Annotated in this window: 18 protein-coding genes and 1 pseudogene; 10 read left to right on the forward strand and 9 right to left on the reverse strand. The window is 71.7% G+C overall.

Annotation, left to right across the window (positions count from 1 at the left end; translation table 11 throughout):
* Positions 1-244 precede the first annotated feature (244 nt).
* Complete coding sequence (locus CLV43_RS22155; RefSeq protein WP_106189146.1) at positions 245-1,465, forward strand: MFS transporter; 1,221 nt, start codon at positions 245-247, stop codon at positions 1,463-1,465.
* On the opposite strand, the gene CLV43_RS22160 is transcribed toward CLV43_RS22155, so the two are convergent.
* A complete protein-coding gene (locus tag CLV43_RS22160) occupies positions 1,455-2,348 on the reverse strand; it encodes a LysR family transcriptional regulator (RefSeq protein WP_106189147.1) in 894 nt (297 codons plus the stop codon). The genes CLV43_RS22155 and CLV43_RS22160 overlap by 11 nt on opposite strands.
* Positions 2,349-2,418: 70 nt before the next feature.
* On the opposite strand from CLV43_RS22160, the gene CLV43_RS22165 reads away from it, so the two are divergent.
* Both CLV43_RS22165 and CLV43_RS22170 read left to right on the forward strand, forming a co-directional pair.
* Positions 2,419-3,363, forward strand: a complete 945-nt coding sequence (locus CLV43_RS22165; RefSeq protein WP_106189148.1) for a ribose-phosphate diphosphokinase — start codon at positions 2,419-2,421, stop codon at positions 3,361-3,363.
* A 103-nt stretch (positions 3,364-3,466) separates the two neighbouring features.
* A complete protein-coding gene (locus CLV43_RS22170; protein WP_106189149.1) occupies positions 3,467-4,228 on the forward strand; it encodes a VOC family protein in 762 nt (253 codons plus the stop codon).
* A 59-nt stretch (positions 4,229-4,287) separates the two neighbouring features.
* Here the strand turns inward: CLV43_RS22170 and CLV43_RS22175 are convergent, their stop codons facing one another.
* Complete coding sequence (locus CLV43_RS22175) at positions 4,288-4,749, reverse strand: MarR family winged helix-turn-helix transcriptional regulator (protein ID WP_106189150.1); 462 nt, start codon at positions 4,747-4,749, stop codon at positions 4,288-4,290.
* A 178-nt stretch (positions 4,750-4,927) separates the two neighbouring features.
* On the opposite strand from CLV43_RS22175, the gene CLV43_RS22180 reads away from it, so the two are divergent.
* The gene (locus CLV43_RS22180) at positions 4,928-5,440 is read left to right on the forward strand and encodes a DinB family protein (protein WP_106189351.1); all 513 of its coding nucleotides are present in this window, start codon (positions 4,928-4,930) and stop codon (positions 5,438-5,440) included.
* 3 nt (positions 5,441-5,443) lie between these two features.
* Here CLV43_RS22180 and CLV43_RS22185 read toward each other — a convergent pair whose 3' ends face one another.
* Positions 5,444-6,379, reverse strand: a complete 936-nt coding sequence (locus CLV43_RS22185; RefSeq protein ID WP_245886799.1) for a phosphotransferase — start codon at positions 6,377-6,379, stop codon at positions 5,444-5,446.
* A gap of 98 nt (positions 6,380-6,477) precedes the next feature.
* Positions 6,478-7,215 (reverse strand): carbonic anhydrase family protein, encoded by a 738-nt coding sequence (locus CLV43_RS22190; RefSeq protein WP_170155963.1) that lies wholly within the window; start codon positions 7,213-7,215, stop codon positions 6,478-6,480.
* Between the two features lie 252 nt (positions 7,216-7,467).
* Between CLV43_RS22190 and CLV43_RS22195 the strand changes: the two genes are divergently transcribed.
* Both CLV43_RS22195 and CLV43_RS22200 read left to right on the forward strand, forming a co-directional pair.
* Complete coding sequence (locus CLV43_RS22195) at positions 7,468-7,956, forward strand: hypothetical protein (RefSeq protein ID WP_146174867.1); 489 nt, start codon at positions 7,468-7,470, stop codon at positions 7,954-7,956.
* Between the two features lie 165 nt (positions 7,957-8,121).
* Positions 8,122-10,992, forward strand: a complete 2,871-nt coding sequence (locus CLV43_RS22200) for an AfsR/SARP family transcriptional regulator (protein ID WP_146174868.1) — start codon at positions 8,122-8,124, stop codon at positions 10,990-10,992.
* A 46-nt stretch (positions 10,993-11,038) separates the two neighbouring features.
* Here CLV43_RS22200 and CLV43_RS22205 read toward each other — a convergent pair whose 3' ends face one another.
* Positions 11,039-13,540 carry a M14 family zinc carboxypeptidase gene (locus CLV43_RS22205; RefSeq protein ID WP_106189353.1) on the reverse strand — a complete coding sequence of 834 codons (2,502 nt, stop codon included), beginning with the start codon at positions 13,538-13,540 and terminating at the stop codon, positions 11,039-11,041.
* 177 nt (positions 13,541-13,717) lie between these two features.
* Here CLV43_RS22205 and CLV43_RS22210 point away from each other — a divergent pair, with 177 nt between their 5' ends.
* From CLV43_RS22210 to CLV43_RS22220, 3 genes are all read left to right on the forward strand, one after another.
* A complete protein-coding gene (locus CLV43_RS22210; RefSeq protein WP_106189154.1) occupies positions 13,718-14,434 on the forward strand; it encodes a PP2C family protein-serine/threonine phosphatase in 717 nt (238 codons plus the stop codon).
* A gap of 325 nt (positions 14,435-14,759) precedes the next feature.
* Positions 14,760-14,963: a cold-shock protein gene (locus CLV43_RS22215; RefSeq protein WP_106189155.1), complete on the forward strand. Its 204-nt coding sequence runs from the start codon at positions 14,760-14,762 to the stop codon at positions 14,961-14,963.
* Between the two features lie 118 nt (positions 14,964-15,081).
* On the forward strand, positions 15,082-16,947 hold the full coding sequence (locus CLV43_RS22220) for an ABC transporter ATP-binding protein (RefSeq protein ID WP_211304497.1): 1,866 nt from the start codon (positions 15,082-15,084) through the stop codon (positions 16,945-16,947).
* 3 nt (positions 16,948-16,950) lie between these two features.
* Here CLV43_RS22220 and CLV43_RS22225 read toward each other — a convergent pair whose 3' ends face one another.
* The 4 genes and pseudogenes from CLV43_RS22225 to CLV43_RS22240 form a co-directional block, all read right to left on the reverse strand.
* Entirely contained in the window at positions 16,951-17,673 is a 723-nt protein-coding gene (locus CLV43_RS22225) for a maleylpyruvate isomerase family mycothiol-dependent enzyme (RefSeq protein WP_245886859.1), read from the reverse strand.
* An 838-nt stretch (positions 17,674-18,511) separates the two neighbouring features.
* A complete protein-coding gene (locus CLV43_RS22230; protein ID WP_106189158.1) occupies positions 18,512-19,537 on the reverse strand; it encodes a GDSL-type esterase/lipase family protein in 1,026 nt (341 codons plus the stop codon).
* A gap of 114 nt (positions 19,538-19,651) precedes the next feature.
* Complete coding sequence (locus CLV43_RS22235) at positions 19,652-21,574, reverse strand: maleylacetate reductase and hydroxyquinol 1,2-dioxygenase domain-containing protein (RefSeq protein WP_106189159.1); 1,923 nt, start codon at positions 21,572-21,574, stop codon at positions 19,652-19,654.
* Positions 21,574-22,245: pseudogene (locus CLV43_RS22240) on the reverse strand (NADPH-dependent F420 reductase); the annotation flags it as partial. The gene CLV43_RS22235 and the pseudogene CLV43_RS22240, both read right to left, overlap by 1 nt.
* A gap of 136 nt (positions 22,246-22,381) precedes the next feature.
* Here CLV43_RS22240 and CLV43_RS22245 point away from each other — a divergent pair.
* Positions 22,382-22,978, forward strand: a complete 597-nt coding sequence (locus tag CLV43_RS22245) for a sigma-70 family RNA polymerase sigma factor (protein WP_245886801.1) — start codon at positions 22,382-22,384, stop codon at positions 22,976-22,978.
* The last annotated feature ends 29 nt before the right edge of the window (positions 22,979-23,007 follow it).

Here is a 23,007-nt window from a genome sequence, read left to right on the forward strand (position 1 = left end):
GCAACCATAACCCAGCTGACTTAACGGTCAGTTTGTTCTCCGACCTTTTTCCCGCAGAGGGATTCCGGTCCGGTCGACAACGGCGCGACCTGCTGTGACAGCGGTCATCATCATCCGATGACCATTCCTCCGACCTGTACTTATCAATGAACGAGATCAATACCAGCAGCAATTTTCGTTGGACGTGATGACAGTCCGGGCACACGCTGGTGACGTCGAATTCCACGTCCAGGAGGCACCCGTCATGGCGAACACCACCACCGCGCTCCCCGACACCGGGGCGCCGAGCCGCCGCCCGGTCGGCGCGGGCCCCGGCTTCTGGGTGATCGCCGCCGCGTTCCTCGTCGCGATGGCCTTCTCCACCGTGCCGACCCCGCTCTACGTGCTCTACCAGCAGCGCGACCACTTCTCGTCGTTCGTCGTCACGGTGCTGTTCGCCGCGTACGCGATCGGCGTGGTGCTCAGCCTGTTCCTCGCGGGCCACGTCAGCGACTGGGTGGGCAGGCGCAAGGTCCTCGTCTTGGCGCTGCTGCTGGAGGCAGCAGCGGCTGTGCTGTTCGTGGTCGCCACGACGGTACCCGAGCTGTTCGTCGCCCGGCTGCTGACCGGTGTCGGCGTCGGCATGCTCACCGCGACCGCGGCGGCCTACCTGTCCGAGCTGCACCGGACGCACCGGCCGCACGCCGGGCTGGGGCGCGCCGAACTGGTCGCCACGGCCGCGAACCTCGGCGGGCTCGGCGTCGGGCCGCTGGTCTCCGGCGTGCTCGCCCAGTACGCCACGGGCCCGTTGACCACGTCGTACGCCGTGTTCCTGGTGCTGCTGCTGGTGAGCGCCGCCGCGGTCGGGTTCGTGCCGGAGACGGTCGCCGTGGAGTCGCGGACCTACCGGCCGCAGCGGGTGTCGGTGCCGGAACTGGCGCGGGCGCACTACTTCGCCGCCGGTGCCGCCGCGTTCGCGGCCTTCGCCACCCTCGGCCTGTTCACGTCGCTGGCGCCCGCGTTCGTCGCGACCACCCTGCACCTGCCCTCGCGCGCGCTCGCCGGTGCGGTGGCGTTCCTGGTGTTCGGTGCGGCCGCGTCGACCCAGATCCTGTTCCGCCGCAGGAAGACCCGCCACCAGCTGGCGATCGGGATCGCGACGATGGGCGTCGGGCTGGCGGTCGTCACGCTGTCGATGTTCGTGGTGAGCCTGCCGCTGTTCCTCGTCGGCGGTGTCGCCGCGGGCGCGGGAATCGGCGTGCTGTTCAAGGGTTCCGTCTCGACGGTCGCCGCGCTGTCGTCGCCCACCTCGCGCGGTGAAGCGCTGGCGGGGCTGTTCCTGGCGGGTTACGTCGGGCTTGTGGTGCCCGTCCTGATCCTCGGTGCCGCCACCCAGTTCGTCGCCACGAGGTACGCGCTGCTCGGGTTCTCCGCCGCGGTGCTCGTCATCTCGGTGGCCGCCGGGCGCAGGCTGCTCAAGGACTAGCGCGGACGTACTGGTCGACCATGGCCAGCAGGGCCCGCAGCGCGGCACTCGGTCGCCTGGTCCCGGAGGTCGCGAGGGACAGCGTCCACCTCAGGTCCACTCCGGACAGTGCGATCGGGTGCACGTCGTCCGCGCAGCCGAGGTCCCAGTCCGGCACCAGCGCGACGCCGAGGCCCTGGTGCACGTAGTCCGGCACCGCGCCGAGGTTGGCCACCTCCACGGTGACCCTCCGCTCGACCCCCGCCGCCGCGAACGCCCGGTCGACGATCACGCGGTTGCCCCAGCCGGGCGGGGTGTCCACGAACTCCAGGTGCGCGAGGTCGGTCAGCCGCACCCGGTCCCGCCGCGCCAGCGGGTGGTCGTCGCGGACCAGCAGCACCATCGGGACCACCACCAGCTCGCGGGCGGCCAACCCGGCGGGCGGGGAGTCGGCCAACGCCAGGAAGGCCACGTCCAGCTCACCGTCCACAAGGGACTTCGCGAGGCCGCTCGTCCCGCTCGTGGCGGCGCGCAGCCTGATCGTCACCTCGGGGTGCTCGAGGTGGTAGCGGCCGAGCAGCCCCGGCAGGTCGACCAGCGACAGCCCGGTCATCGTGCCGAGGTTGATCGTGCCCCGGACGCCCTCGACGACCTCCTGCACGGCGTCGCGGGCCGCCTGCGCGGCGTCGAGCGTCACGCGCGCCTCGCGCAGCAGGGCACGCCCAGCGTCGGTGAGGGCCACGTCGCGGGTGGACCGGTCGAACAGGGGCGCACCGAGTTCGCGCTCCAGCGCGCGGATCACCGTGGACACGCCGGACTGCACGACCCGCAGCCTGCGCGAGGCGCGGGTGAAGCTCAGCTCCTCGGCGACCGCGACGAAGTACTCCAGGTGGCGCAGCTCCATCGGCGGAGTATCACACGATCCGGCGCGCCCGCCGAGGAGCGCCGCGGCCACCCGCGATTAGGCTGATCAGGTGCGTGACATCGCGGTATTCACCGGCACTGCCCATCCCGAACTCGCCGCCGAGATCTGCACCCACCTCGGCACGCCACTACTGCCCACCCGCGTCCAGCGGTTCGCGAACGACTGCCTGGAGGTCCAGCTCCAGGCGAACTGCCGCGAGCGGGACGTCTTCATCATCCAGCCGCTGGTCCCACCCGTCCAGGAGAACCTGGTCGAGCTGCTGCTGATGCTCGACGCCGCCCGCGGCGCCTCCGCGGCCCGCACCACGGTCGTGATGCCCCACTACGCCTACGCCCGGTCGGACAAGAAGGACGCGCCGCGCATCTCGATCGGTGCCCGGCTGGTCGCCGACCTGCTCGTCACGGCGGGTGCGAACCGGGTGCTGGCGATGACCCTGCACTCGCCGCAGGTGCACGGGTTCTTCAGCATCCCCGTCGACCACCTGCACGCCCTGCGCGAGCTCGCCGCGCACTTCAAGCAGTACGACCTGGGCAACACCGTCGTGGTCTCCCCCGACCTCGGCAACGCCAAGGAGGCCGCGCACTTCGCCCGCATCCTGGGCGTGCCGGTCGCGGCGGGCGCGAAGCAGCGGTTCGCCGACGACAAGGTGCACATCAGCGCGGTCATCGGACAGGTGCGCGGCAAGGACGTGATCGTCCTGGACGACGAGATCGCCAAGGGCAGCACCGTGGTCGAGCTGCTGGACCGGTTGCGGGAACGGGAAAGCGGCACGATCCGCGTCGCGTGCACGCACGGCCTGTTCTCCGACGGTGCGCTGGAACGGCTCGGCGCGGAGCCGGACGTGCTGGAGATCGTGTGCACGAACACCGTGCCGATCGCCGCGGAGAAGCACGTGCCGAAGCTGAAGGTGCTGTCGGTGGCCCGGCCGCTGGCCGAGGCCATGCGGCGCATCCACAACGGCGAGTCGGTGAGCACCCTGTTCGAGGCCCCCTAACCTGCCCCCTGCCCACCCCTGTCGACGTCCGCGACCGACGACACCGCGAGGTGCCCGGCAATACCGTTGGAGCACCACATTTGTGACTCCCCGGAGGCGAGAAATGGTCACACGCGAGACGTCATGGCCCGCAGGAACGCCGTGTTGGGCCGACCTCGGCGCGGACGTCGACAAGTCCACGGCGTTCTACTCGGCGCTCTTCGGGTGGGAGGTCGACAAGCTGGAGACCGCCGTGCTCGGGTACTGGACCGCCACGCTCGGCGGCCGCAACGCCGCTGGCCTGGGCGCCCAGCAGGACATGGCCCAGCCGCCGCAGTGGACGACCTACCTCGCCACGGACGACGCCGACGCGACCGCCGCCAAGATCTTCGAGGCAGGCGGGCACGTGGTCGTCGCGCCCATGGACGTGGAGGACCAGGGTCGGATCGCCATCGCGGTCGACACCGCCGGCGCGATGTTCGGCATCTGGCAGGCGGGGTCCCACACCGGGCTCCAGGTCACCGGTGAGAGCGGCTCCATCACCTGGAGCGAGAACACCACCCAGGACTTCGACGGTTCCCAGAAGTTCTACGCCGACGTGTTCGGCTACAGCTACGCCGACCTGAGCGACGACGACTCCCAGTACGCCACCATCACGCTGGGCGGCGACACCGTCGGCGGCATCGGCAGCGCGTTCGGCGACGCGCCCTCGGCGTGGCTGACGTACTTCGCCGTGGCCGACACCGACGCCGCGGTCGCCAAGGTCGCCGAGCTCGGCGGCTGGGTCGTCATGCCCCCGACCGACAGCCCGAACGGCCGCGCGGCCGTCGTCAGCGACGACCAGGGCGCCGTGTTCGCGGTGATCGACCCGTCCACGAAGGCCTGACGCGACAAGCGGAACACGACGGCCGCGGCCACCACGAGGTGGGCGCGGCCGTCGTGCTGTCAGCGGGAAGCCTTGCGGCGCTGGTGTTCCGCGACGTCGTCGAGCAGCGCCTTGAACCGCGCGTAGGCGTCCGGGCCGAGGCGGCGGGCGTGGCGGCGTTCCATCGCGGTCATGAAGGTGTCGGCCGCGCGCATCTGGTCGAGGCCGCGGCCGGTGGGGACGATGAGCTTCGCGCGGCGGTCGGCCGGGTCGGGGCGGCGCTCGACGTAGCCGAGGCGTTCGAGCTCGTCGACGACGGTGCCGATCACCTGCTTGTGCACGCCGGACGCGCGCGAGAGGTCGGTGGCGCGCACGCCTTCCCTGCGCAGGTGGGCGAGCACGGTGCCGTGCCGCGGCTGGAGGTCGGCGAAGCCCTTCTCGGCCAGGGTCGCGAAGAGGTCCCGCTGCACCGCCGACAGGAGACGCCCGGCCAGGACCCCCAGGTCCGGTGGCGAGTCCGGTCGTCCGGTGCGCGATGCCATGCGGTGGTCTCCTCGTGGTCACTGCGGGTGGCGGTCAAGCCTAGTTTCCGGCGTACCCCGCCACCTGTCGGGTGATGCGTCCGGACCGCGGAAATCCACGTCGCGTCGAGGACAGGAGTTGTCCGCGATCGCTCGTAGTGTCATCACCGACGGACCCGAACGATCGAAGGCGGACACCATGACCGGCAGCCTCACCACCACGACGACCGGCGAGCGGGCGGACCTGTTGGAGACGCTGGGCAAGCACCGGTTCTTCCTGCGGCACACCGCCCAGGGGCTGACCGACGAGCAGGCCGCGCTGAGCCCCACGGTGAGCGCGCTGTCGCTCGGCGGGCTCATCAAGCACGTCGCGAACACCGAGGCCGCGTGGCTGCGGTTCGTGCTGGGCGGCGCGGAGCTGATGGAGAAGGACAGCACGCCGTGGGACGAGCAGCACCGGATGATGCCGGGCGAGACCATCGCCGGGCTGCTCGAGCGGTACGAGGAGGTGGCGCGCGAGACCGACGAGGTCATCGCGACGCTGCCCGACCTGGACGCGGGGCACCCGCTGCCCGTGGCGCCGTGGTTCGAGAAGGGCAAGAGCTGGTCGGCGCGCCGGGTGTTCCTGCACCTGATCGCCGAGACCTCGCAGCACGCCGGGCACGCCGACATCCTGCGCGAGTCGATCGACGGCCAGAGGACGATGGGCTGACCGTCAGCCGGGCGGGGTGCCGCGCCAGAGGTCGAGCGCGGGCTTGAGGCCCTCGGCCAGGATCGGCAGCTCGGGGACCAGGGCGAGGCAGGCCACGACCTGGAGCTGGGCCGCGGCGTTCACCGCGGCCAGCACCCGGCGGTCCAGGGTCGGCAGGCCGAGCTCGGTGGCCGCCTCGTCGTAGGCGTCCTCGGCCTCCGGTCCGATCATGGCGAGGTCGAGCTCGACCGGACCCGTGGTCACGAGCTCGAAGTCGGCGTGCAGGTCACCACCCGCGGTGTGGACGAGGTTGTACGGCGGAGAGTCGCCGTGCACGGTCTGCACGGCGACGCCGGGGAACGCCGCGGCGAAGCCCGCGCGGGAGGTGAACGCCGGTTCGAGCCCGGCCCACTCGTGCCGGGCGCGCTCCAGGTCGGCCGGGGCGAGCAGCTCGGGGTGGGCTTCCAGGACGTCGAGGCTCTCCCCGATCGAGCCGTCGAACGACGACAGGAACGGCAGCTCACCGGGGTACTCGCGCAGGGCGGCGTGCAGGGCGACCGTCGAGGCGGCGTTGCGGGCGTAGTCGGGCTCGCGCTCCTCGACCTCGACGAACCGCCAGAACGTCATCGAGAACCCGTCGCGCACGACCGGCGAACGGGGCACCAGCGGACTGGGCGGGATGACCGGGAAGCCCTGCGCGGCAAGCCATCCGACCACGTCCAGCTCGTGGCGCTGACGGCGTTGCCGAGCGGCGAGGTCGGCCCGCAGCGATGGGGGCAGGACGGTGGGCACGCGCACGACCACGGGTGCCGGGGCGAGGTGCACGACGACCGAGAACACGTCGTGCAGGACCTCCGGCTCGCCGACCTCCAGCCCCAGCTCACGGCCCGCACCGACGGCGGCGGCGACGGCCCGTGCGGTGCGGGCGGCCAGGTCCTCGGGGGTCAGCGTTCCGGACACAACGCCCATCGTGCCATCGGCGTCCGCCGTCACGCCTCCCGATAACGGAGCGGGGGCCGTCCCACTTCCTCGGACGGCCCCCGCTCCCACCACCGGACTCAGATGCGCGGGGCCTCGGTCACCGTCCGGCCGTTGAGCGGCTGGGTCGCACGGGCGTTGCCCGCCGTGAACAGCGCCTGGAACCGGGCGATGGTCGCGGGCGACACCGTCTTCTCGGTGGTCAGGAACCACTGCACGCCCTCGGTGAACGGCGCGGTGGTCAGCGACCCGTTGTAGCGGAAGGTGGCGCGGTTGACGGGCAGCAGCGAGTCGAGGTCGACGTCCCGGACCAGCACGTCCTCACCGCACTCGGGGGTGAGGTGCGCCAGCACCTTGTCCACGGTGGACGGTGCGCCCGCGCGCAGCGGCACGCCGATCACCAGCAGCCCGCCCTCGGCGCTGCGGTGCACGAAGTGCATCTCCAACGGGTCGGAGCGGCCCGCGAACCTGTGCTCGGACGGCGTGTGGAAGTGGAACTGCTCCAGCTCGTAGCGGACACCGGCGAGCGTGACGTGGGCGGCGCCGGGCGTGACGAAGGCCTCCTCGGTCTCCTCATGGTCGCGCGTGGTGCACCCGGTGGCGCTCGCGGCGTCCTTGCGGATGTACTCCAGCTCCAGGTCGGAGTGCCCGTAGGCGACGTGCAGCTTCGGCAGGCCAGGGTCGATCCTGATCGAGCCGAGCGTCACGTCGATCGGGCTCTGGCTGGGCACCTGCGACTGCGCGGTCCCCCCGGTCGTCACGACGGTGACGGCGAGCGCCAACGGGAGGAGAGCGGTGAGGAGGCCTCTGCGTGCCACGATCAGAACCTTTCGGACGCCGCGGAGAACCGGTCGGCCCTCGACGGACGGTCAGCATGATCACCTGGTCAGGTGACGCCTGAGATGAGTTCGCACATCGTGGGACGCGGGTGATCCTTCCGGCAAGACCCCTGAAATGGACATACAGTTCAAACATCCAGCAATCGCACCGGTTTCCGGCGCTCGACCGGGTGATCTCCGCTACTCCCTGTCCACGGGCGCGTGCGGACCGGTCTCCGTAAGGTGCGGCCGGTGCCCTTTCGCCCCGTGCTGGCCGCCGCGCTGCTGGTCCTCGTCGTGCCGACCCCCGCCGCCGCGACTCCCGCGTGCACCGGGGTGGCGGTCGCGGTCGACCTGCCCGACGGGCTCGTGGTGCGCTGCGCACCCGGTGACTCCGGCGACGCCCGGACCGCGCTCGAACGGACCGGGCTCGCGGTGCGCGCGGGGACGTCCACCGGTCCGTACGGCGACCGGGGTTACGTCTGCCGGATCGAGGGCGTGCCCGCGGCGGCGGCCGACGCGTGCGACGGGCACGTCGACGGCAAGGCGCACTGGAAGGTGTGGCGGGTCGGCGTCGACCCGGTGGCGTGGCGGGGCAGCGGGACCGGCGGAGGTCCGGGAGCCCTGCGCGTCTGCCCCGGCTCGCTCGTCGGGTTCAGCTACGGCGCGCGGTCGAACACCATGTCCGCGCCACCGGACCGCGTGGTCGCCGAACCGGGGTGGCTGCCGCCGAACTGCTGACCCGCGGCGGCCGGTGGACCACTGTCCCACCCGGACCAGACCTGGGACGTGTGCTGCGGGCGGGAGCCGCCTTGTCCTACCTACTGGTGAGTCCGTCCACCGCACTGGCCGTCAGTGGACCATTGTGCGGATATCCTGCGCTCCTCGGACAGCGGAAGGTATCTGGTGGACTCGGCTGCGCGGACCAGTTCGACGGGGATGCGGTTCTCGGTGCTGGGGCCGCTGCGCGCGTGGCGCGGCGACGAGGAGCTGGACCTCGGCCCGCGGCAGCAGAGGCTGGTGCTCGCGGTGCTGCTCGTGCGCGCGGGCCAGCCGGTGCCGTTGAGCGAGCTGGTGGACGCGCTGTGGGACGAGGACGCGCCGAGCAGCGCGGTGAACGTGGTGCACCGGCACGTCGGGCAGCTGCGCCGGGTCCTCGAACCGGACCTGCCGCTGCGCGCGACCGGGCGGTGGCTGGTGCGCGACGGGAGCGGCTACCGGCTGCTGGTCGACGCGGACTCGACCGACGTGCTGCGGTTCCGCGCGCTGGTCGTGCGGGCCGCGGAGGCCGCAGCCCGCGGTGGGAACGCCGAGGCGGTCGCGGTCTACGTGGCGGCGCTGCGGCTGTGGCGCGGACCGTGCGCGCTGGGGCTGCGGCCGAGCTCGTGGGCGGACCCGACGTTCACGGCCGTCGACCGGGAGTGCCTGTCGGCGGCCACCGACGCCGCCGACGCCGCCCTGGCCTGCGGGCTGGCCAGGGACGTGCTGCCGACCGTGCGGGCCGTGGCCGCGCGCGACCCGTTGAACGAGGAGCTGCACGCGCGGCTGGTCCTGCTGCTCAGCGCCTCCGGGCACCAGGCGGAGGCGCTGGCGGAGTACCGGTCGACGGCCGCCCGCCTCGCCGCCGAGCTCGGAGTGGATCCGGGGCCCGCGCTGCGCGACGCGCAGCGGCGGGTGCTGCGCCAGCAGGTCCCCATCGGCGCCCCCGCCGAGGCGGAGCCCCCGGTGGTGCGGCCGGCGCAGCTGCCGAGGGACCTGTCGACGTTCAGCGGTCGGGACGGGGACCTGACCCGGATGCTGACCGCCCTGGACGCCGCGGACCTGCCGATGACGATCGCGCTGATCGACGGCATGCCGGGGGCGGGCAAGACCACGGTCGCCGTGCGGCTGGCCTACGAGGTCGCCAACCGCTACCCGGACGGCCAGCTGTTCGTGAACCTGCGCGGCTTCGACCCCGGCGGGTCCGCCGTGGAGCCCGCCGAGGTGCTGCGCGGGTTCCTGTACGCGCTGGGCGCGCCCGGCGACCGCGTCCCGGCCGACCTGGCCGAGCAGACCGGCCTGTACCGCGCCCTGCTCAGGGACAAGCGGATGCTGGTCGTGCTCGACAACGCCCGCGACGTGCGGCAGGTGCTGCCGCTGCTCCCCGACTCGCCGCACTGCCTGGTGATCGCGACCAGCCGCAACCGGCTGACCGACCTGGTCACCGACGAGGGCGCGCACCCGTTCACGCTGGACCCGATGCCGGTCCCGGAGGCCCGCGCGATGGTGGCGCTGCGGCTCGGGGTGGCGCGCAGCGCCCGCGAGCCCGAGGCCGTGGACCGGATCGTGGCGATGTGCGGACGGCTGCCGCTCGCGCTGGCCGTGGTCGCGGCCCGCGCGGCGACCTACCCGGACGTGCCGCTGTCCTCGATCGCCAAGGAGCTGGAGGACGCGCAGGGCAGCCTGGACGCGTTCGGCTTCGACGACACGAGCGACCTGCGCGCGGTGTTCTCCTGGTCCTACCGCACGCTGACGCCGGGGTCGGCCCGCGTGTTCCGGATGCTCGCGCTGCACTGGGGCCCGGACATCTCGCTGGCCGCGGGTGCCAGCCTGCTCGGCGTGCCGCCGCGGGAGGCGCGGGCCGGTCTGGCCGAGCTGACCCGCACGCGGCTGATGACCGAGCACAAGCCGGGCCGCTACCAGTTCCACGACCTCGTCCGCGCCTACGCGCTGGAGCTGGGCGCGGAGCTGGACTCCGCCGACGAGCGGCGCGAGGCGGAGAGCAGGCTGCTCGACCACCTGCTGCACTCCGCGAACAACATCCACCTGCTGCTGCGGGGTCCCCGGCCGCCGGTCCCGCTGGACGACCCGCTGCCGGGCGTGACACCGGAGACGGCCCGCGACTACGACGACGCGCTGGCGTGGTTCGGGGCCGAGCGGCACGTGGTCGAGAGCTCGGTCGCGACCGCGATCACCCACGGCGCCCCCGCCAAGGCGTGCCAGCTCGCGCTGACCATGCAGCAGTTCTACCAACGGCACGGCCTGCACCACAGCTGGTCGGTGGTCATGGAGCTCGGGCTGAAGGCCGCGCGCGAGGCGGGCGACCGGTACGGCGAGGTCCGCGCCCAGCGGAGCCTGGCGGGCGCCTACTACTACCTCGCCGACAACCAGCGCGCGCTGGCGCTCCTGCGCGAGGCCGAGCCCCTGATCGAGGAGCTCGGCTGGGACAGCGAGAGACCCTACGTGCAGCGCAACATCGCCGACGTCCTCTCCTACACGGGTCCCTCCGGCATCGCCGACTACCCGACCGCGCTGGAGTACTACCAGAACGCGCTGGAAGGGCACCGGGCCATGGCCAACGACCACGGCATGGCGCTGTCCATCGAGGGCATCGGCGAGTGCAAGCTGCGCCTGGGCCAACCGGAGGCGGCGATCGCCCTGCTCACCAGGTCGGCCGCCCTGTACCGGGAGATCGGCGACCGCAACGGCACGGCGAGCAGCTTCGCCACGCTCGGCGAGGCCCACCTCGTGCTCGGCAGACCGGAGATCGCGGCCACCCACCTGATGGCCGCGCTGGTGCTGCACCGGGGCGTGCACGAGCGCCGGGGCGAGGTCAACGACCTGGTGCTGCTGGGTGACGCGAGGGCCGCGCTGCAGGACCTGGACACCGCCCGCGCCGCCTGGGAGGAGGCGCTGGCCATCATGGTCGAGCACCACCTGACCTGGGCCGGCCCGACCGGCGGCACGCCCGCGGAGATCCGCGACCGGATCGAGGGCCACCCGTCGCACACCCCCTGACCGGACGGGGTGGGGGTCCCGACGTCGAGTCCCCCACCCCGTTCGCCTACTTCTTGCGCGCCTTCGTCTCGCGCGCCGAGTCCGTGCACACGGCCCCGACGTCCACGGTCTGCCCGCGGTCCACGTACACGTCAGCCAGTCCGACGATCTTCCCCCGCCGGTCCTTGCAGGTGAGCGTGTACGACTCCTTGGGCCCGTAGGTCGGCGGCACCGGCGACTCGAACTGCGCCCTGCCGCGGCCCCAGTCGTCGACCACCGACGGGTCGGCCTGGTGGAAGTTCACGAGCACCGCCGTGTACTCCCCCGCGGGCGGGTCGTACAGGACGGCCGTCTCGGTGTTCGTCCCGCCGCTGGCCGACGACGTCACCGTCTGCCCGGAGGCGTCGACGATGTAGAGGTCCCAGTCCGTCGCCGTGGTCCCCCAGTCGACCGTCACGGCCACCTTGCCGTTGTCGACCTCCGGCATCCCCTTGATGGTGAACGGGATCCGCTCGGCGGTCTGGTCCACCGGGAACCGGGTGTTCTCGGCGGGCACGCCCGCCGGGTTGGCCAGCTGGATGCTCTGCTGCGGGGGCGCCTGCGGCTCCCGGCCGTACCGACCGGCCACGTACGGCCGGGTGGACGGGTTGACCGCCCAGGAGAACTTCCCGCCGGTGGCGGTCAGCTTCGAGTCCAGCGTGTCCTGCACGTAGATCGGGGGCGCGGTCGAGCCGTCCGGCTGCCGCACCGGCGAGGTGGGCGTCTGGAACGACTTGTGCAGCGCCAGCTCGTACCCGCGCGGGGCCGTGCCGGTCAGCGTCGAGTGCGCGGCGGGCGTGGCGGCGTTCCTGAGCATGTCCAGGAAGGCCGCGCGGTTGCCGCCCTTGCCCGCGCCGGGTGCCGGGGCCTGGCCCAGGTACTCCGCGACGACACCGGTCTCGTACGGCGGGTGGAACCCGTCCAGGCCGATCTCCATCGTGTACCCGTACCCGCCGGTGGCCCAGTACGACCAGTCCTCCGTGGTGCCCGAGGTGTCGTAGAGCGCCCAGGAAGGCTGGCTCGTGTAGCCGTTGCGCGACGCCATCAGGTCGCCGAGCGCCTTGTTCGCGGGCTCGTCCAGCGGCGGCCGGGTCCCGAAGACGCCGGGGACGCGCAGCACCAGACCCGAGTAGGTGTGCAGGGTCAGCAGGTTCGTGACCTGGCGTGCCGACACGAGCTCGCGGATGTTCCGCGTCTCCGGCTCGGAGAACGGCGCCGCGCCGCGGAACGTCTCGCCCGACCAGCTCGTGGTCGCGCCCGCGCCGCCCCAGAAGCCCGCGTAGTTGCGGTTCGGGTCGGTGCCGCGCTGCGCGCCCGCCGGGTTCGCCTTGCACACACCGGTGCGGTACTGCTCCGGCGAGTCGGAGGCCTGGCAGTTCTTGCGCTTCATCTCGTAGTCGAACCGGGAGAAGTCACCCTTGGGCTCGGCCTCGCGGGAGATGGAGAAGCCGTCGGCGTTGACCACCGGGACGACGATGTTGCGGGTCCGCTTGACCAGGTCGCGGATCTCGGTGTCGTGGGCGTAGCCGTCGACCAGCTCGTAGACCCACTCCATGGCGTGCTCGGCCGACGGCCACTCACGGGCGTGGTGGGTGGCCATGAGCAGGTTGACGGGCTTGCCGTCGGCCTTGTTCGCGACGTTGGCGGCGATCTCCACGCCGACGACGTCGACGCCCTCGACGGTGGGGTGCGGCAGCGTGAACGCCTGGACGAGTCCGGGGTTCTTGCGCGCCAACTCCTTCATCTCGAAGTCGTACTCCCACAGGTGCCGGTAGGTGGTCCGACCGGAGGGGAGCCCGGTGACCTTGGTCCGCTCGGCGAACTCGACGTCCTTGCGGGCGTTGTCGCGCGAGGTGGCGGAGAGGTCGGGGTTCAGCACCTCGAACCGGAACCCGCTGTCCTGCAGCACCTTGCGGTCGTCGGCGCCCGCGAGCACCACGTCCACGCCGGTCGCGTCGGCCTTCTCCGTGACGTCCAGGCCGAGTCCGAGGAGCTTGTTCTTGTCCTGCTGGTCGGCCGTCGCCACCCGGACCAGCTCGGCCTGTTCGGGCGCGGTCTTCGCGGCCACACCGGGAGTGGGCGTGCCCTGCGGGGTGATGGCGAGGAAGTCGACGCCCAGCACGGCGCTGCGCGCGTCACCGGCGTAGCGGCAGCCCTGCACGACGAGCTGCTGCCCCTTGACCACGAAGCTCTCGGCCAGCTCGCGCGAGCCCAGCGCGGCGGAGGCGGCGACCAGCTTGCCGGTGGTCTTGTCGAACACCGCGACGTCCCAGTCGCCCGCGGTCTTGTCCTTCGCGGCCAGCCTGGCCTGGATGAGGCCGTCCACGGTGGAGGTCACCTCGCGGCGGTCCACGCCGGGCGTGCGGGCGGGCAGCGCGCTCGCGAAGCAGGACCTCGCGACCGCGCGGTCGGCGCGCAGGACGTTCTCCGCGGCCGCGCTCGTGGGAGTGGTCAGCCCGACCACCACGGCGGAGCCGATCCCCACCGCCAGCACTGCTCTGAGCACAGGTTTCCGTTGGGAAGACACCATGGACCACACCCCTCAGTCGGCCGGCAGCGTGCCGTGCGCGCGACACCGTACCCAGCGCGGATCGCGGCGCAGCACCCCTGGAAGTAGGGCTTTCTCAGCGTCTTGACAGGCGGTTCTGGGCGATTTCTTCGGTTCGACGGGCTTCATGGAGGCAGAGCGAACGACGAGGAGGACGCCATGCTGGTGGAACAGGTGACTCGGCCGGTCCGGTTGACCAGCGGGGCGTGCAGCGAGCGGGGCAGGCGCACGTACAACGCGGACGCCACGGGCGCCCACCGCGACCCGGTGACGGGCGGGCTGGCGTTCGCCGTCGCGGACGGCATCGGGGACTCCGAGCGGGCCGGGCACGCCGCCCGGCTCGCCGCGACGACGGCCGCGCGCGAGGCGGCGCACGTCGGGGCGGGCCGCGCGGTGGCCGCGGCGCGGGCGGCGCTGGAGGCGTGGCAGCCCGGCGACGAGCACCACCTCGCGGGCGACGCCGTCCTGGTCGCCGCCGCGCCCCGGCTCGGCGGCGGGTTCACCGTGGCGTGGGCGGGTGACGCGCGGGCGTACTTCTGGGACGGCGCGGCGCTGACCCAGCTGACCACCGACCAGACCGTGGCCGAGTACTTCCGCGAGCACGGGCAGAAGCCGACCGCGCGGATGGAGCACGTGGTGACGAACTCGGTGCGGCTCAGCGCGCCCGCGACGATCGGCCTGGCGCACGCGCCGCGCGGTCCCGGCAGGCTGGTGCTGACCTCCGACGGCGTGCACGGGCGGCTCACGCCCGAGGGTTTCCGGCTCATCATGGCCGGCGCGGGTGATCCGGGGACGACCGCGGCGCTGCTCGTGGCGACCGCTTTGCGGGCCGGCGGCACGGACAACGCGACCGCGTTGGTGGTCGACGTGGCGTGACGGCGGTTCATTTTCGGAACATTTTCCACCGCAAAACAGGAAAATGTGTGATTCACATCACATAGCCCGGTGAAGTTTCATCACAGCCGCTTCAGGCGTCCAGTTCACTCGATCAGGTGGCCACACCCCGGAAATTCGGCTCGAAGGGCCCGAAAATCACCGTGACACGAACCAAAAATATGGCTTTGACCAGCGTGAACGATGTGATTTGGCCCGCTCTTCCAAGTACGACCACGCGAAACCGACGCAGACGTGGCAAGATACCGGGAGAGATCAGGGTTCCTCGTCGTGAGGACCTGACTCAGGCTTACAAGGAGTTAGTCGCATGGCGCAGGGCACTGTTAAGTGGTTCAACGGCGAAAAGGGCTTCGGCTTCATCGAGCAGGACGGTGGCGGTCCTGACGTCTTCGTCCACTACTCGGAGATCACGGGCAGCGGTTTCAAGTCCCTCGACGAGGGTCAGCGCGTGGAGTTCGAGATCGGCCAGGGCCAGAAGGGCCCGCAGGCCCAGCAGGTCCGCACCGTCTGATCTGTTCGTGAAGTTGTGGGCTCGTACTCCAAGGGGAGTGCGGGCCCACACCGCGTTGTGGGGCCGGAAATCGCGTTGACCTCGACCTAGGTCGACGTCCTACGGTCGCCCCATGAGCATGGATGTCACCGCGTGGATGTCGTTGCACCACGTCATGAACGCCCAGGACAAGCGACCGTTCTCGAAGGCGACAGTCCGCCGCATCGCCCGGTTCGCGCGTCCGCACCGCGCACAGCTGGTCCGCTTCCTCGCCGTCAGCGTCGTCGCCGCCGTCCTCACCGTGGCCACACCGGTGATCGCGGGCCGGATCGTCACCGCCATCAACGACGGCGGCCCCCTCGACCTCGTGCTCACCCTCGCGGGTCTCATCGCCGTGATCGCCGTCGTGGAGGCGGGCATCGGACTGCTGTCCCGGTGGCTGTCCGCGGGCATCGGTGAAGGCCTGATCCTCGACCTGCGCACGGCCGTCTTCGACCACGTGCAGCGGATGCCCATCGCGTTCTTCACCCGCACCCGCACCGGCGCGCTGGTGAGCAGGTTGAACAACGACGTCATCGGCGCCCAGCGGGCGTTCAGCGACACCCTGTCCGGTGTCGTGAGCAACCTGGTGACGTTGCTGCTCACCCTGGTCGTGATGGTCGGCATCTCCTGGCAGATCACGCTGTTGGCGTTGGTGCTGCTGCCGGTGTTCGTCCTGCCGGCCCGCCGGATGGGCGGCAGGCTCGCCGCCCTGGAACGCGAGGCGGCCAACCACGACGCCGCGATGAGCACCCAGATGACCGAGCGCTTCTCCGCGCCCGGCGCCACGCTCGTGAAGCTGTTCGGCGACCCCGCGGGCGAGTCGGCCGAGTTCGCCACCCGCGCCCGGCGCGTGCGCGACATCGGCGTCCGCTCGGCGATGGTGCAGACGGTGTTCCTGACCGCGTTGACGATCGTCTCCGCCCTCGCGCTCGCCCTGGTCTACGGCCTCGGCGGCTTCTTCGCCCTGCGCGGTTCGCTCGAACCCGGCGCGGTCGTCGCGCTGGCCCTGCTGATCACCCGGCTGTACTCGCCGTTGACCGCGCTGGCCAGCGCGCGGGTCGAGGTGATGAGCGCGCTGGTGAGCTTCGAGCGCGTGTTCGAGGTGCTCGACCTCAAGCCGCTCATCGCCGAGAAGCCTTCCGCCACAACGGTTCCCGACGGTCCGGTCGCCATCGAGTTCGACGGCGTCACCTTCGGCTACCCGTCCGCCGACCGCGTCTCGCTGGCCTCGTTGGAAGAGGTCGCGACCCTCGACACCAGGGGCGGCGTCGACGTCCTGCACGACGTCTCGTTCCGCGCCGAACCCGGCCAGATGGTCGCGCTGGTGGGGTCGTCGGGCGCGGGCAAGTCCACCATCGCCCAGCTCGCCGCGCGCCTCTACGACGTCGACTCCGGCGCCGTTCGGCTCGCCGGTGTCGACGTGCGCGACCTGACCGCGGCCACGATCCGCTCGACGCTCGGCATGGTCACCCAGGACGGCCACCTGTTCCACGAGTCCATCCGCGCCAACCTCCTGCTCGCCGCCCCGTCGGCCACGGAGGCAGAACTGTGGGAGGTGCTGGAGCGCGCCCGGCTCAAGTCGCTCATCGCGAGCCTGCCCGACGGGCTGGACACGGTGGTCGGCGAGCGCGGGTACCGGTTGTCCGGCGGCGAACGGCAGCGCCTCACCATCGCCCGCCTGCTGCTCGCCCGCCCTCGGGTCGTCGTGCTGGACGAGGCCACCGCACACCTGGACTCCACGTCGGAGGCCGCGGTCCAGGAGGCGCTCGGCGAGGCGCTGGCGGGCCGGACCTCCGTCGTGATCGCGCACCGGCTGTCCACGATCCGCGCGGCCGACCTGATCCTGGTGATCGAGGACGGGCGGGTCGTGGAACGCGGCACGCACACCGGCTTGCTGGCCGCGGGCGGCCGGTACGAGGAGCTGCACCGGACGCAGTTCAGCCAGGAGAGCTCCGCGGCCTGACCGCTACTCCGGCACCCACTCGATGAGCTGGTCGAGGATGCGCGGGTCACCGGCGACCTTCAGCCGGTCCACCGGAACGCGGTCGTAGAACGACAGCACCAGATCGCTGGCCGTCGCCGTGGCCGACATGTCCGCGACCTCATCCGTCGCGGCCAACCGGTCGACCCACGCACCCTTGTCCGACAACCGGAGCCTCCAGGACTCCCCCTCGATCGCGTGGTAGTGCACCACCGCGGGCTCGTGCGGCCACGCGATCGTCGTCGAACAACAGGTCTCCTGGAACTCCTCGACCCCGTCCAACGCCACCTCTTCCGGCAACGGCCGCGGCACACCCGCCGTCACCTGCGCGTCGTAGGTGTGCACCGCGATCTCCTGCACCTGGTGGCGCGCAACAGCTCCACAGGTCGCAGGCGACTGCGCCCTCCCCCACCCGACCCAACACCCACGATCAGGCCCCGCCTCCCGAAGCGCGTCGAGCAGTTCCCGAGTCGAGTCCGCCATCCACCCAAGAAGCGCCTCCCGCTCCTCCGGCGCCGCCGGCACCACCGGCTGCGCCTTCGCACCAGCCGGCCCCGCCGCAACCGTGGCCGCCCAGGTACGACGCCCCACACCCAGGTGCTTCACCAGGTCGAACAACGTCCAGTCGGGGCAGGTGGGAACCTGCGCGTGGAGATCAGGAGCAGAAGCGACAGCCGCGCAGAAGGCGGCAGACCTTTCGTCGATCATGCGAAGCAGGTCGGCGAAGTCCGGGGTGTTGTGCACGCAGGGTGTCTACCACTGCGGTCCGAGAGGGGACAGCGAATTTCGCCACGGCCCGGTGGGGCGGTGGAGAGGCGGGGCGTCAGAGCCGGGCGGCGGGCTAGCAGGTTGGCGGGGCAGCGAGGCAGCGGGCGGCGGCAGCGGGCTAACAGATTGGCGTGGCGGCAGGGCAGCGGGCGTTGGGCAACGGGTCAGCAGACGGTGGGCTAACGGAGCGGCGGGTCAGCGCGGCGGCGGCAGGGGCTGCGGGGCAGTGGCAAGAGCGGGGCCAACGGGGCGGCGGCAGGAGCAGCGGGACAGCGGCAGGAGCGGGGGCGGTGGGCCAACAGGGCAGCGACGGCGATGGAGCTGCGGCGGGCAGCAGGACACCAAGTGGCCCATCAACACATGGCGGGCAACCTACCCAACGAAGCTGGAAGCGAGCACGCTCGTCCGCTCGTGCGGTCGGCTTGACTTGGGGTTTTTGGGCTTAAAATCGGTCGGCGGGCAGGCTCTACCACCTGCCCTTTTTCGCCCGACGAAGCCCAAAAAAGGGGCCCCAAGTCAAGCCGACCGCACCCGGAGACGGCTGTAGCGACACCCAGTGTCGAGCACCACCCAATCAATCCCCTCTGTCCACTATAGACACACCCCACCAGAGGTCCCCCCACCGCGCCCCCCCGAATCCGATGCTACGACACCCCACCGACAATTTCGTCACCCCCAAAACTACCCACCAGAAATTGTCGTACCCCATCACTACACTCAAATTCGGGGGGGGACCCCCGCGACGGGACACACACAAGAAGCTCCGGCCCCCCGCAAATCAAGCAACAGCGTGCAAATTGCCATCAGCACCCACGATGCACCGGGCGCTGTTCGTACCCCCCTGGACGAACTCGGTCACGCAGCGGCCGAGTTGGGCGTGGCCGTCGGCGTTGGGGTGGAAGGACTGCTGGGCCAGGTGGATGCCGATGGCGTCCAGGCCGCCGTGCACGAGGGCGTCGGGGTCGACGGTGATGCGGCGCTGCCATTCGCCGGTGGAGCTGGCGCCCTTGCTGCACGCCTCGTGGTTCTCGGTGGCGCGGGAGAAGTCGAGGAACTTCACGCCCGCGCGGGTGGCGGCGCCGCGCAGGGCGTCGGCGAACTGGGGGACGGCGACGGTCCGGCCGTACTGGGCGTCTGCCAGGCGCAGCGGGCAGCCGTAGGGACCGTGCAGGACGGAGTCCATCTTCTCGGTCAGCGGTGAGGCGTAGGAGGTGAGGACGAAGCTGTAGGACGAGTTCGAGTAGCCGGCCTGGGTCATCGCGGAGCGGACGTCGGCGATCGCGGCCTCGACCTTCGGCGCCATCGCGGCGAGGCGGGCGGGCCACTCGGTTTGCAGGCTGGAGCGGCAGGACGGGCCGAACGGGTTCAGCCAGGCCTCGATGCAGTCGACGATGGTGTCGGCGAACTGCGGGTCGTCGTTGGCGCCGATCTGCAGCACGACCGCGGTCACCCGGTTCTGCCGGGCGATGTCGATCAGGCGCCTGGCCTGCGAGCCCTCGGTGTAGTGCACGGTGTCGGCCAGCGACACGTTCGCCGAGTCGGCGCCGGAGCAGGCGAGGTTGAACGTCCGGTCGGCCACGTGGGTCTGGTGCACCAGCGCACGGGTCGAGCGGTGGCACCAGTTGCCGTTCTCGCCCTCGGTGCCGGGCTCGTAGGACCCCGCGCCCTCACCGGAGATGGCGCTGTCGCCGAGCGACACGATCGCCGTCGGCCGGGTGTCGCGCGGGGCGGCGGACACGGGTTGGGCGATGGCTCCGGTCAGGACCAGAGCGGCGAGTACTGCTCGAAGCGCACCGACGCGCATGGCGACTCCAGGAAGATCACGGCCATTTCGCGCCGGTCGACGCAAAACGACCGTAATATCGGCGTTACCGCACGACAATGACCCGAACGGTGCTCAAACCCCGTGGGTTCGGGTTCACGAACCGGTCGTTCTGCCCAGCCGGAACGTGAAGTCGAGCCGCCGCCACCCACCGTCGACGACCCGGCCGTCCGGGGTCGGCCCGCCGGTGGGGACGAAGTCGACGACGAGGTCGTCCTTCACGCCGAAGACGGTGTCGGAGTCGAGGTACTCGCCGCCTGCCACGAACAGCTGGGTGATGAGCTTGTGGTGGCCGGGCGCGGAGATCATGAAGTGCACGTGCGGCGCGCGGTACTGGTGGCGCCCGGTCGCCTGGAGCATCCGGCCGACGGGGCCGTCCACGGGGATCGGGTAGGCCGACGGCAGGATCGACCAGAACGCGAACCGGCCGTCGGCGTCGGTGCGGAACCGGGCGCGCAGCACCGGGCCGTCCAGGTCGGGCAGCTGGATGTCGTAGAACCCGTCGTCGTCGGCCTGCCACACGTCCACGACCGCGTCCGCGATCGGCGCGCCGTCCGGGTCGGTGACCCGGATGTCCGCCCACAGCGGGGTTCCGGCGACGCCCTCGGCGAGGTCGGTGCCGGACTCGACCGCGGGCGGGCCGTCCACGTAGAACGGCCCGAGCACCGCGGACGACGTGGAGTCGGGGGTGCGCGAGTTGGTCAGGGCGTCGACCACGCTGGAGAGCCCCAGGGTGTCCGACAGCAGCACGAACTCCTGCCGCACGTCGCTGCTGATCTGCCCCGTCCCGGTCAGGAAGTCGACGGCGGCCTGCCACTCGGCCTGGGTCAGGTCGTTGGTGGTGGCGAAGGAGTGCAGCCGCCGCACCAGGTCCGTCAGCAGCGAGCGGAGGCGCTTGTCCGGGGTGCGGGCGAAGCTCGCGACCACCTCGTCGGTGAGCCACCCGAGGTCGGGCACGCGGCTCGCGGGCCGCTTGCCGTGCCACGCGTCGGACAGCAGCGCGGCGACGCCCTCGCCGGTCACCTCGCGCGGGTTCTGGTAGACCCGCGAGGTGGAGAGCTCGACCGCGAGGGGCAGGTCCTCCCGCGGGAAGTCCAGCTGCCGCAACGAGGTCGGGCCGCCGACCGACTCGACCAGGTCGAACACCCCCGCGGGCGCGTCGGGCACGCCCAGCGCCCCGGCGATGCGCTCCATCACCTCGGGCACGGCCTTCGCGTTGTAGGCCATGACGTGCGGCAGGACCACGGTGTGCGTCTCGGCGTGCGGCAGGCCGAACGAGCCGCCGAGGGTGTGGCAGATCTTGTGGTGCAGGCTCATCCCGACCGAGCCGAGGCAGGTGCCCGCGAGCCACGCGCCGATCAGCAGGTCGGCACGGGTGTCCACATCGGACGGATCGGCTGCCAGCGCGCGCAGGCCCCTGGAGATGCGGGCGACCGCGTCCAGCGCGATGGAGTCGGTGACCGGCTCGGACTGCGGCGAGTACAGCGCCTCGACGGCGTGCGCGAGGGCGTTGACGGCGCTGGTGACCGACAGGTCGACCGGCAGGCTCAGGGTGAGGTCCACGTCGTAGACCACGGTCTCCGGCCGGATCTCCGGCGCGGACCTGGTCGTCTTGCGGCCCTCGGCCGTCTCGCCGAGCACCGCGGTCACCTCGGACCCGGAGTAGGTGGTGGGCACGATGACCTGCGGCACGTTGGTGCGCGCGGCCAGCGCCTTGGACAGCCCCGTGGTCGAGCCGCCGCCGATCGCGACCACGCAGTCGGCGCTGTTGGAGCGCAGCACGCCCAGCGCGTGCTCGGTCACCTCGACCGGGGTGTGCATGGCGGCGCCGTCGAAGCGGGCGGCCAGCAGCGGGCCGAGCGACTCCCCCACCCGCTGCGCCACGTCGTCCAGCCGCTTGCTCGCCAGCAGGAGCACGCGGTTGCCGCCGACCCTCTCCACCTCCGCCCGCACCTGCGAGATGGTGCCGGAGCCGAAGACGACGCGGGTCGACCGCACTTCGTGGACGAAGGGCTTCATCAGGCGCTGAACTCCGGGGTTCGGTCGGGGCTCGCGGCGGCGAGCAGCTTGGGCAGCGTGTCGAGTGTCGCGTCCGCACCGTAGCCGGGGCTACCCGGCTGCTGGCGCCAGGACTCGTCCAGACCGCCCGCGTCGAGGGCGTCGAAGCCCAGCTCGTCGACGAGCGCCAGCACGACCGCCTTCGCCGCCGCGTCGTCGCCCGCGACCGGCAGGGCGATGCGCCCCTCGGTGCCCGCGGGGACGCCCTTCTCCAGCAGGTGTCCGGCGTAGATGCCGTTGAACACCTTCACGACCGGGTGTCCGAGCTGGTCGGAGACCCAGCGGCTCTCGGTGGCGCCGTCCTCGATCGCGTCGATGCGGCCGTCGCGCCCTGGGTAGTAGTTGCCCGTGTCGATCACCGCCACGCCCTCGGCGGCCCCGTCGAGCAGGCCCTTCGGCAGGTCGGCGACCTTGCCCTCCGGGATGGCGACTACGACCACCTCGGCGCCGCGGGCCACCTCGGCGAGCGGGACCGCCCGCGCGCCGGTCTGCGTCGCCAGGTCCGCGAGCGTCGCCGGGCCGCGCGAGTTGGCCACGGACACGTCGTGCCCGAGCGCGGTGAGCCGCCGGGTGAGGGCACCGCCGATGTTGCCCGCTCCGATGATGCCGACCTTCATCGAGATCACTTCCCGTCCGAGTCGCCTGGGTGCAGCTTGCCCTCACGCGGTCCAACGCGCACCGCCATCCGGATCATTCCGCCGGGCCCGCAAGACTGCGGTCGCGGCGACCCGGCGCAGGGGGAAGATCCTCGCGAATCCGAGGAACGGGGTGGACCAGTCGGTGGCGCACTTACCCGAGTCCGGCGATCCCGGTCTGGACCCCGAGGTCGTGCGGCGGGCGGTCGGCGGCGACCAGGCGGCGACGAGGGCGCTGCTGGAGGCGATCAGACCGGTGGTGGTGCGCTACTGCCGGGCGCGGGTGGGGCGCCACGAGCGGACGTTCGGCTCGGCCGACGACGTCGCCCAGGACATCTGCCTCGCGGTGCTGACCGCGCTGCCGACCTTCCGGGACCAGGGCAGGCCGTTCCTGGCGTTCGTCTTCGGCATCGCCGCGCACAAGGTCGCCGACGCCCACCGCGCGTCGGCCAAGAACCGCGTCGAGCCCATGTCGGAGGTGCCGGACTTCGAGGAGGTCGCGGCGGGCCCCGAGGAACGGGCCCTGCTCGACGACCTGTCCACTCGAATGGGTGGTTTGTTGCGAACACTTCCGGAGCGCCAGCGGGAGATCCTGGTACTGAGAGTAGTGCTCGGCCTGTCCGCTGACGAGGCAGCGGAGGCCATCGGGTCCACGCCCGGAGCCATTCGGGTGGCGCAGCACCGGGCGTTGACCCAGTTGCGCAAGGCGGTGGGCGCTCCCGGTCGTTAGGCAGTTGTCAAGAAACCGATTTACATTCA

The organism is Umezawaea tangerina, assembly GCF_003002815.1.
GTDB lineage: Bacteria > Actinomycetota > Actinomycetes > Mycobacteriales > Pseudonocardiaceae > Umezawaea > Umezawaea tangerina.

Coding starts and splice junctions, on each gene's coding strand:
- CLV43_RS22220 (WP_211304497.1), top strand. CDS start 15,082: ATGGATGTCACCGCGTGGATGTCGTTGCACCACGTCATGAACGCCCAG.
- CLV43_RS22230 (WP_106189158.1), bottom strand. CDS start 19,537: ATGCGCGTCGGTGCGCTTCGAGCAGTACTCGCCGCTCTGGTCCTGACC.
- CLV43_RS22180 (WP_106189351.1), top strand. CDS start 4,928: ATGACCGGCAGCCTCACCACCACGACGACCGGCGAGCGGGCGGACCTG.
- CLV43_RS22235 (WP_106189159.1), bottom strand. CDS start 21,574: ATGAAGCCCTTCGTCCACGAAGTGCGGTCGACCCGCGTCGTCTTCGGC.
- CLV43_RS22170 (WP_106189149.1), top strand. CDS start 3,467: ATGGTCACACGCGAGACGTCATGGCCCGCAGGAACGCCGTGTTGGGCC.
- CLV43_RS22160 (WP_106189147.1), bottom strand. CDS start 2,348: ATGGAGCTGCGCCACCTGGAGTACTTCGTCGCGGTCGCCGAGGAGCTG.
- CLV43_RS22225 (WP_245886859.1), bottom strand. CDS start 17,673: ATGATCGACGAAAGGTCTGCCGCCTTCTGCGCGGCTGTCGCTTCTGCT.
- CLV43_RS22215 (WP_106189155.1), top strand. CDS start 14,760: ATGGCGCAGGGCACTGTTAAGTGGTTCAACGGCGAAAAGGGCTTCGGC.
- CLV43_RS22175 (WP_106189150.1), bottom strand. CDS start 4,749: ATGGCATCGCGCACCGGACGACCGGACTCGCCACCGGACCTGGGGGTC.
- CLV43_RS22205 (WP_106189353.1), bottom strand. CDS start 13,540: ATGGTGTCTTCCCAACGGAAACCTGTGCTCAGAGCAGTGCTGGCGGTG.
- CLV43_RS22210 (WP_106189154.1), top strand. CDS start 13,718: ATGCTGGTGGAACAGGTGACTCGGCCGGTCCGGTTGACCAGCGGGGCG.
- CLV43_RS22155 (WP_106189146.1), top strand. CDS start 245: ATGGCGAACACCACCACCGCGCTCCCCGACACCGGGGCGCCGAGCCGC.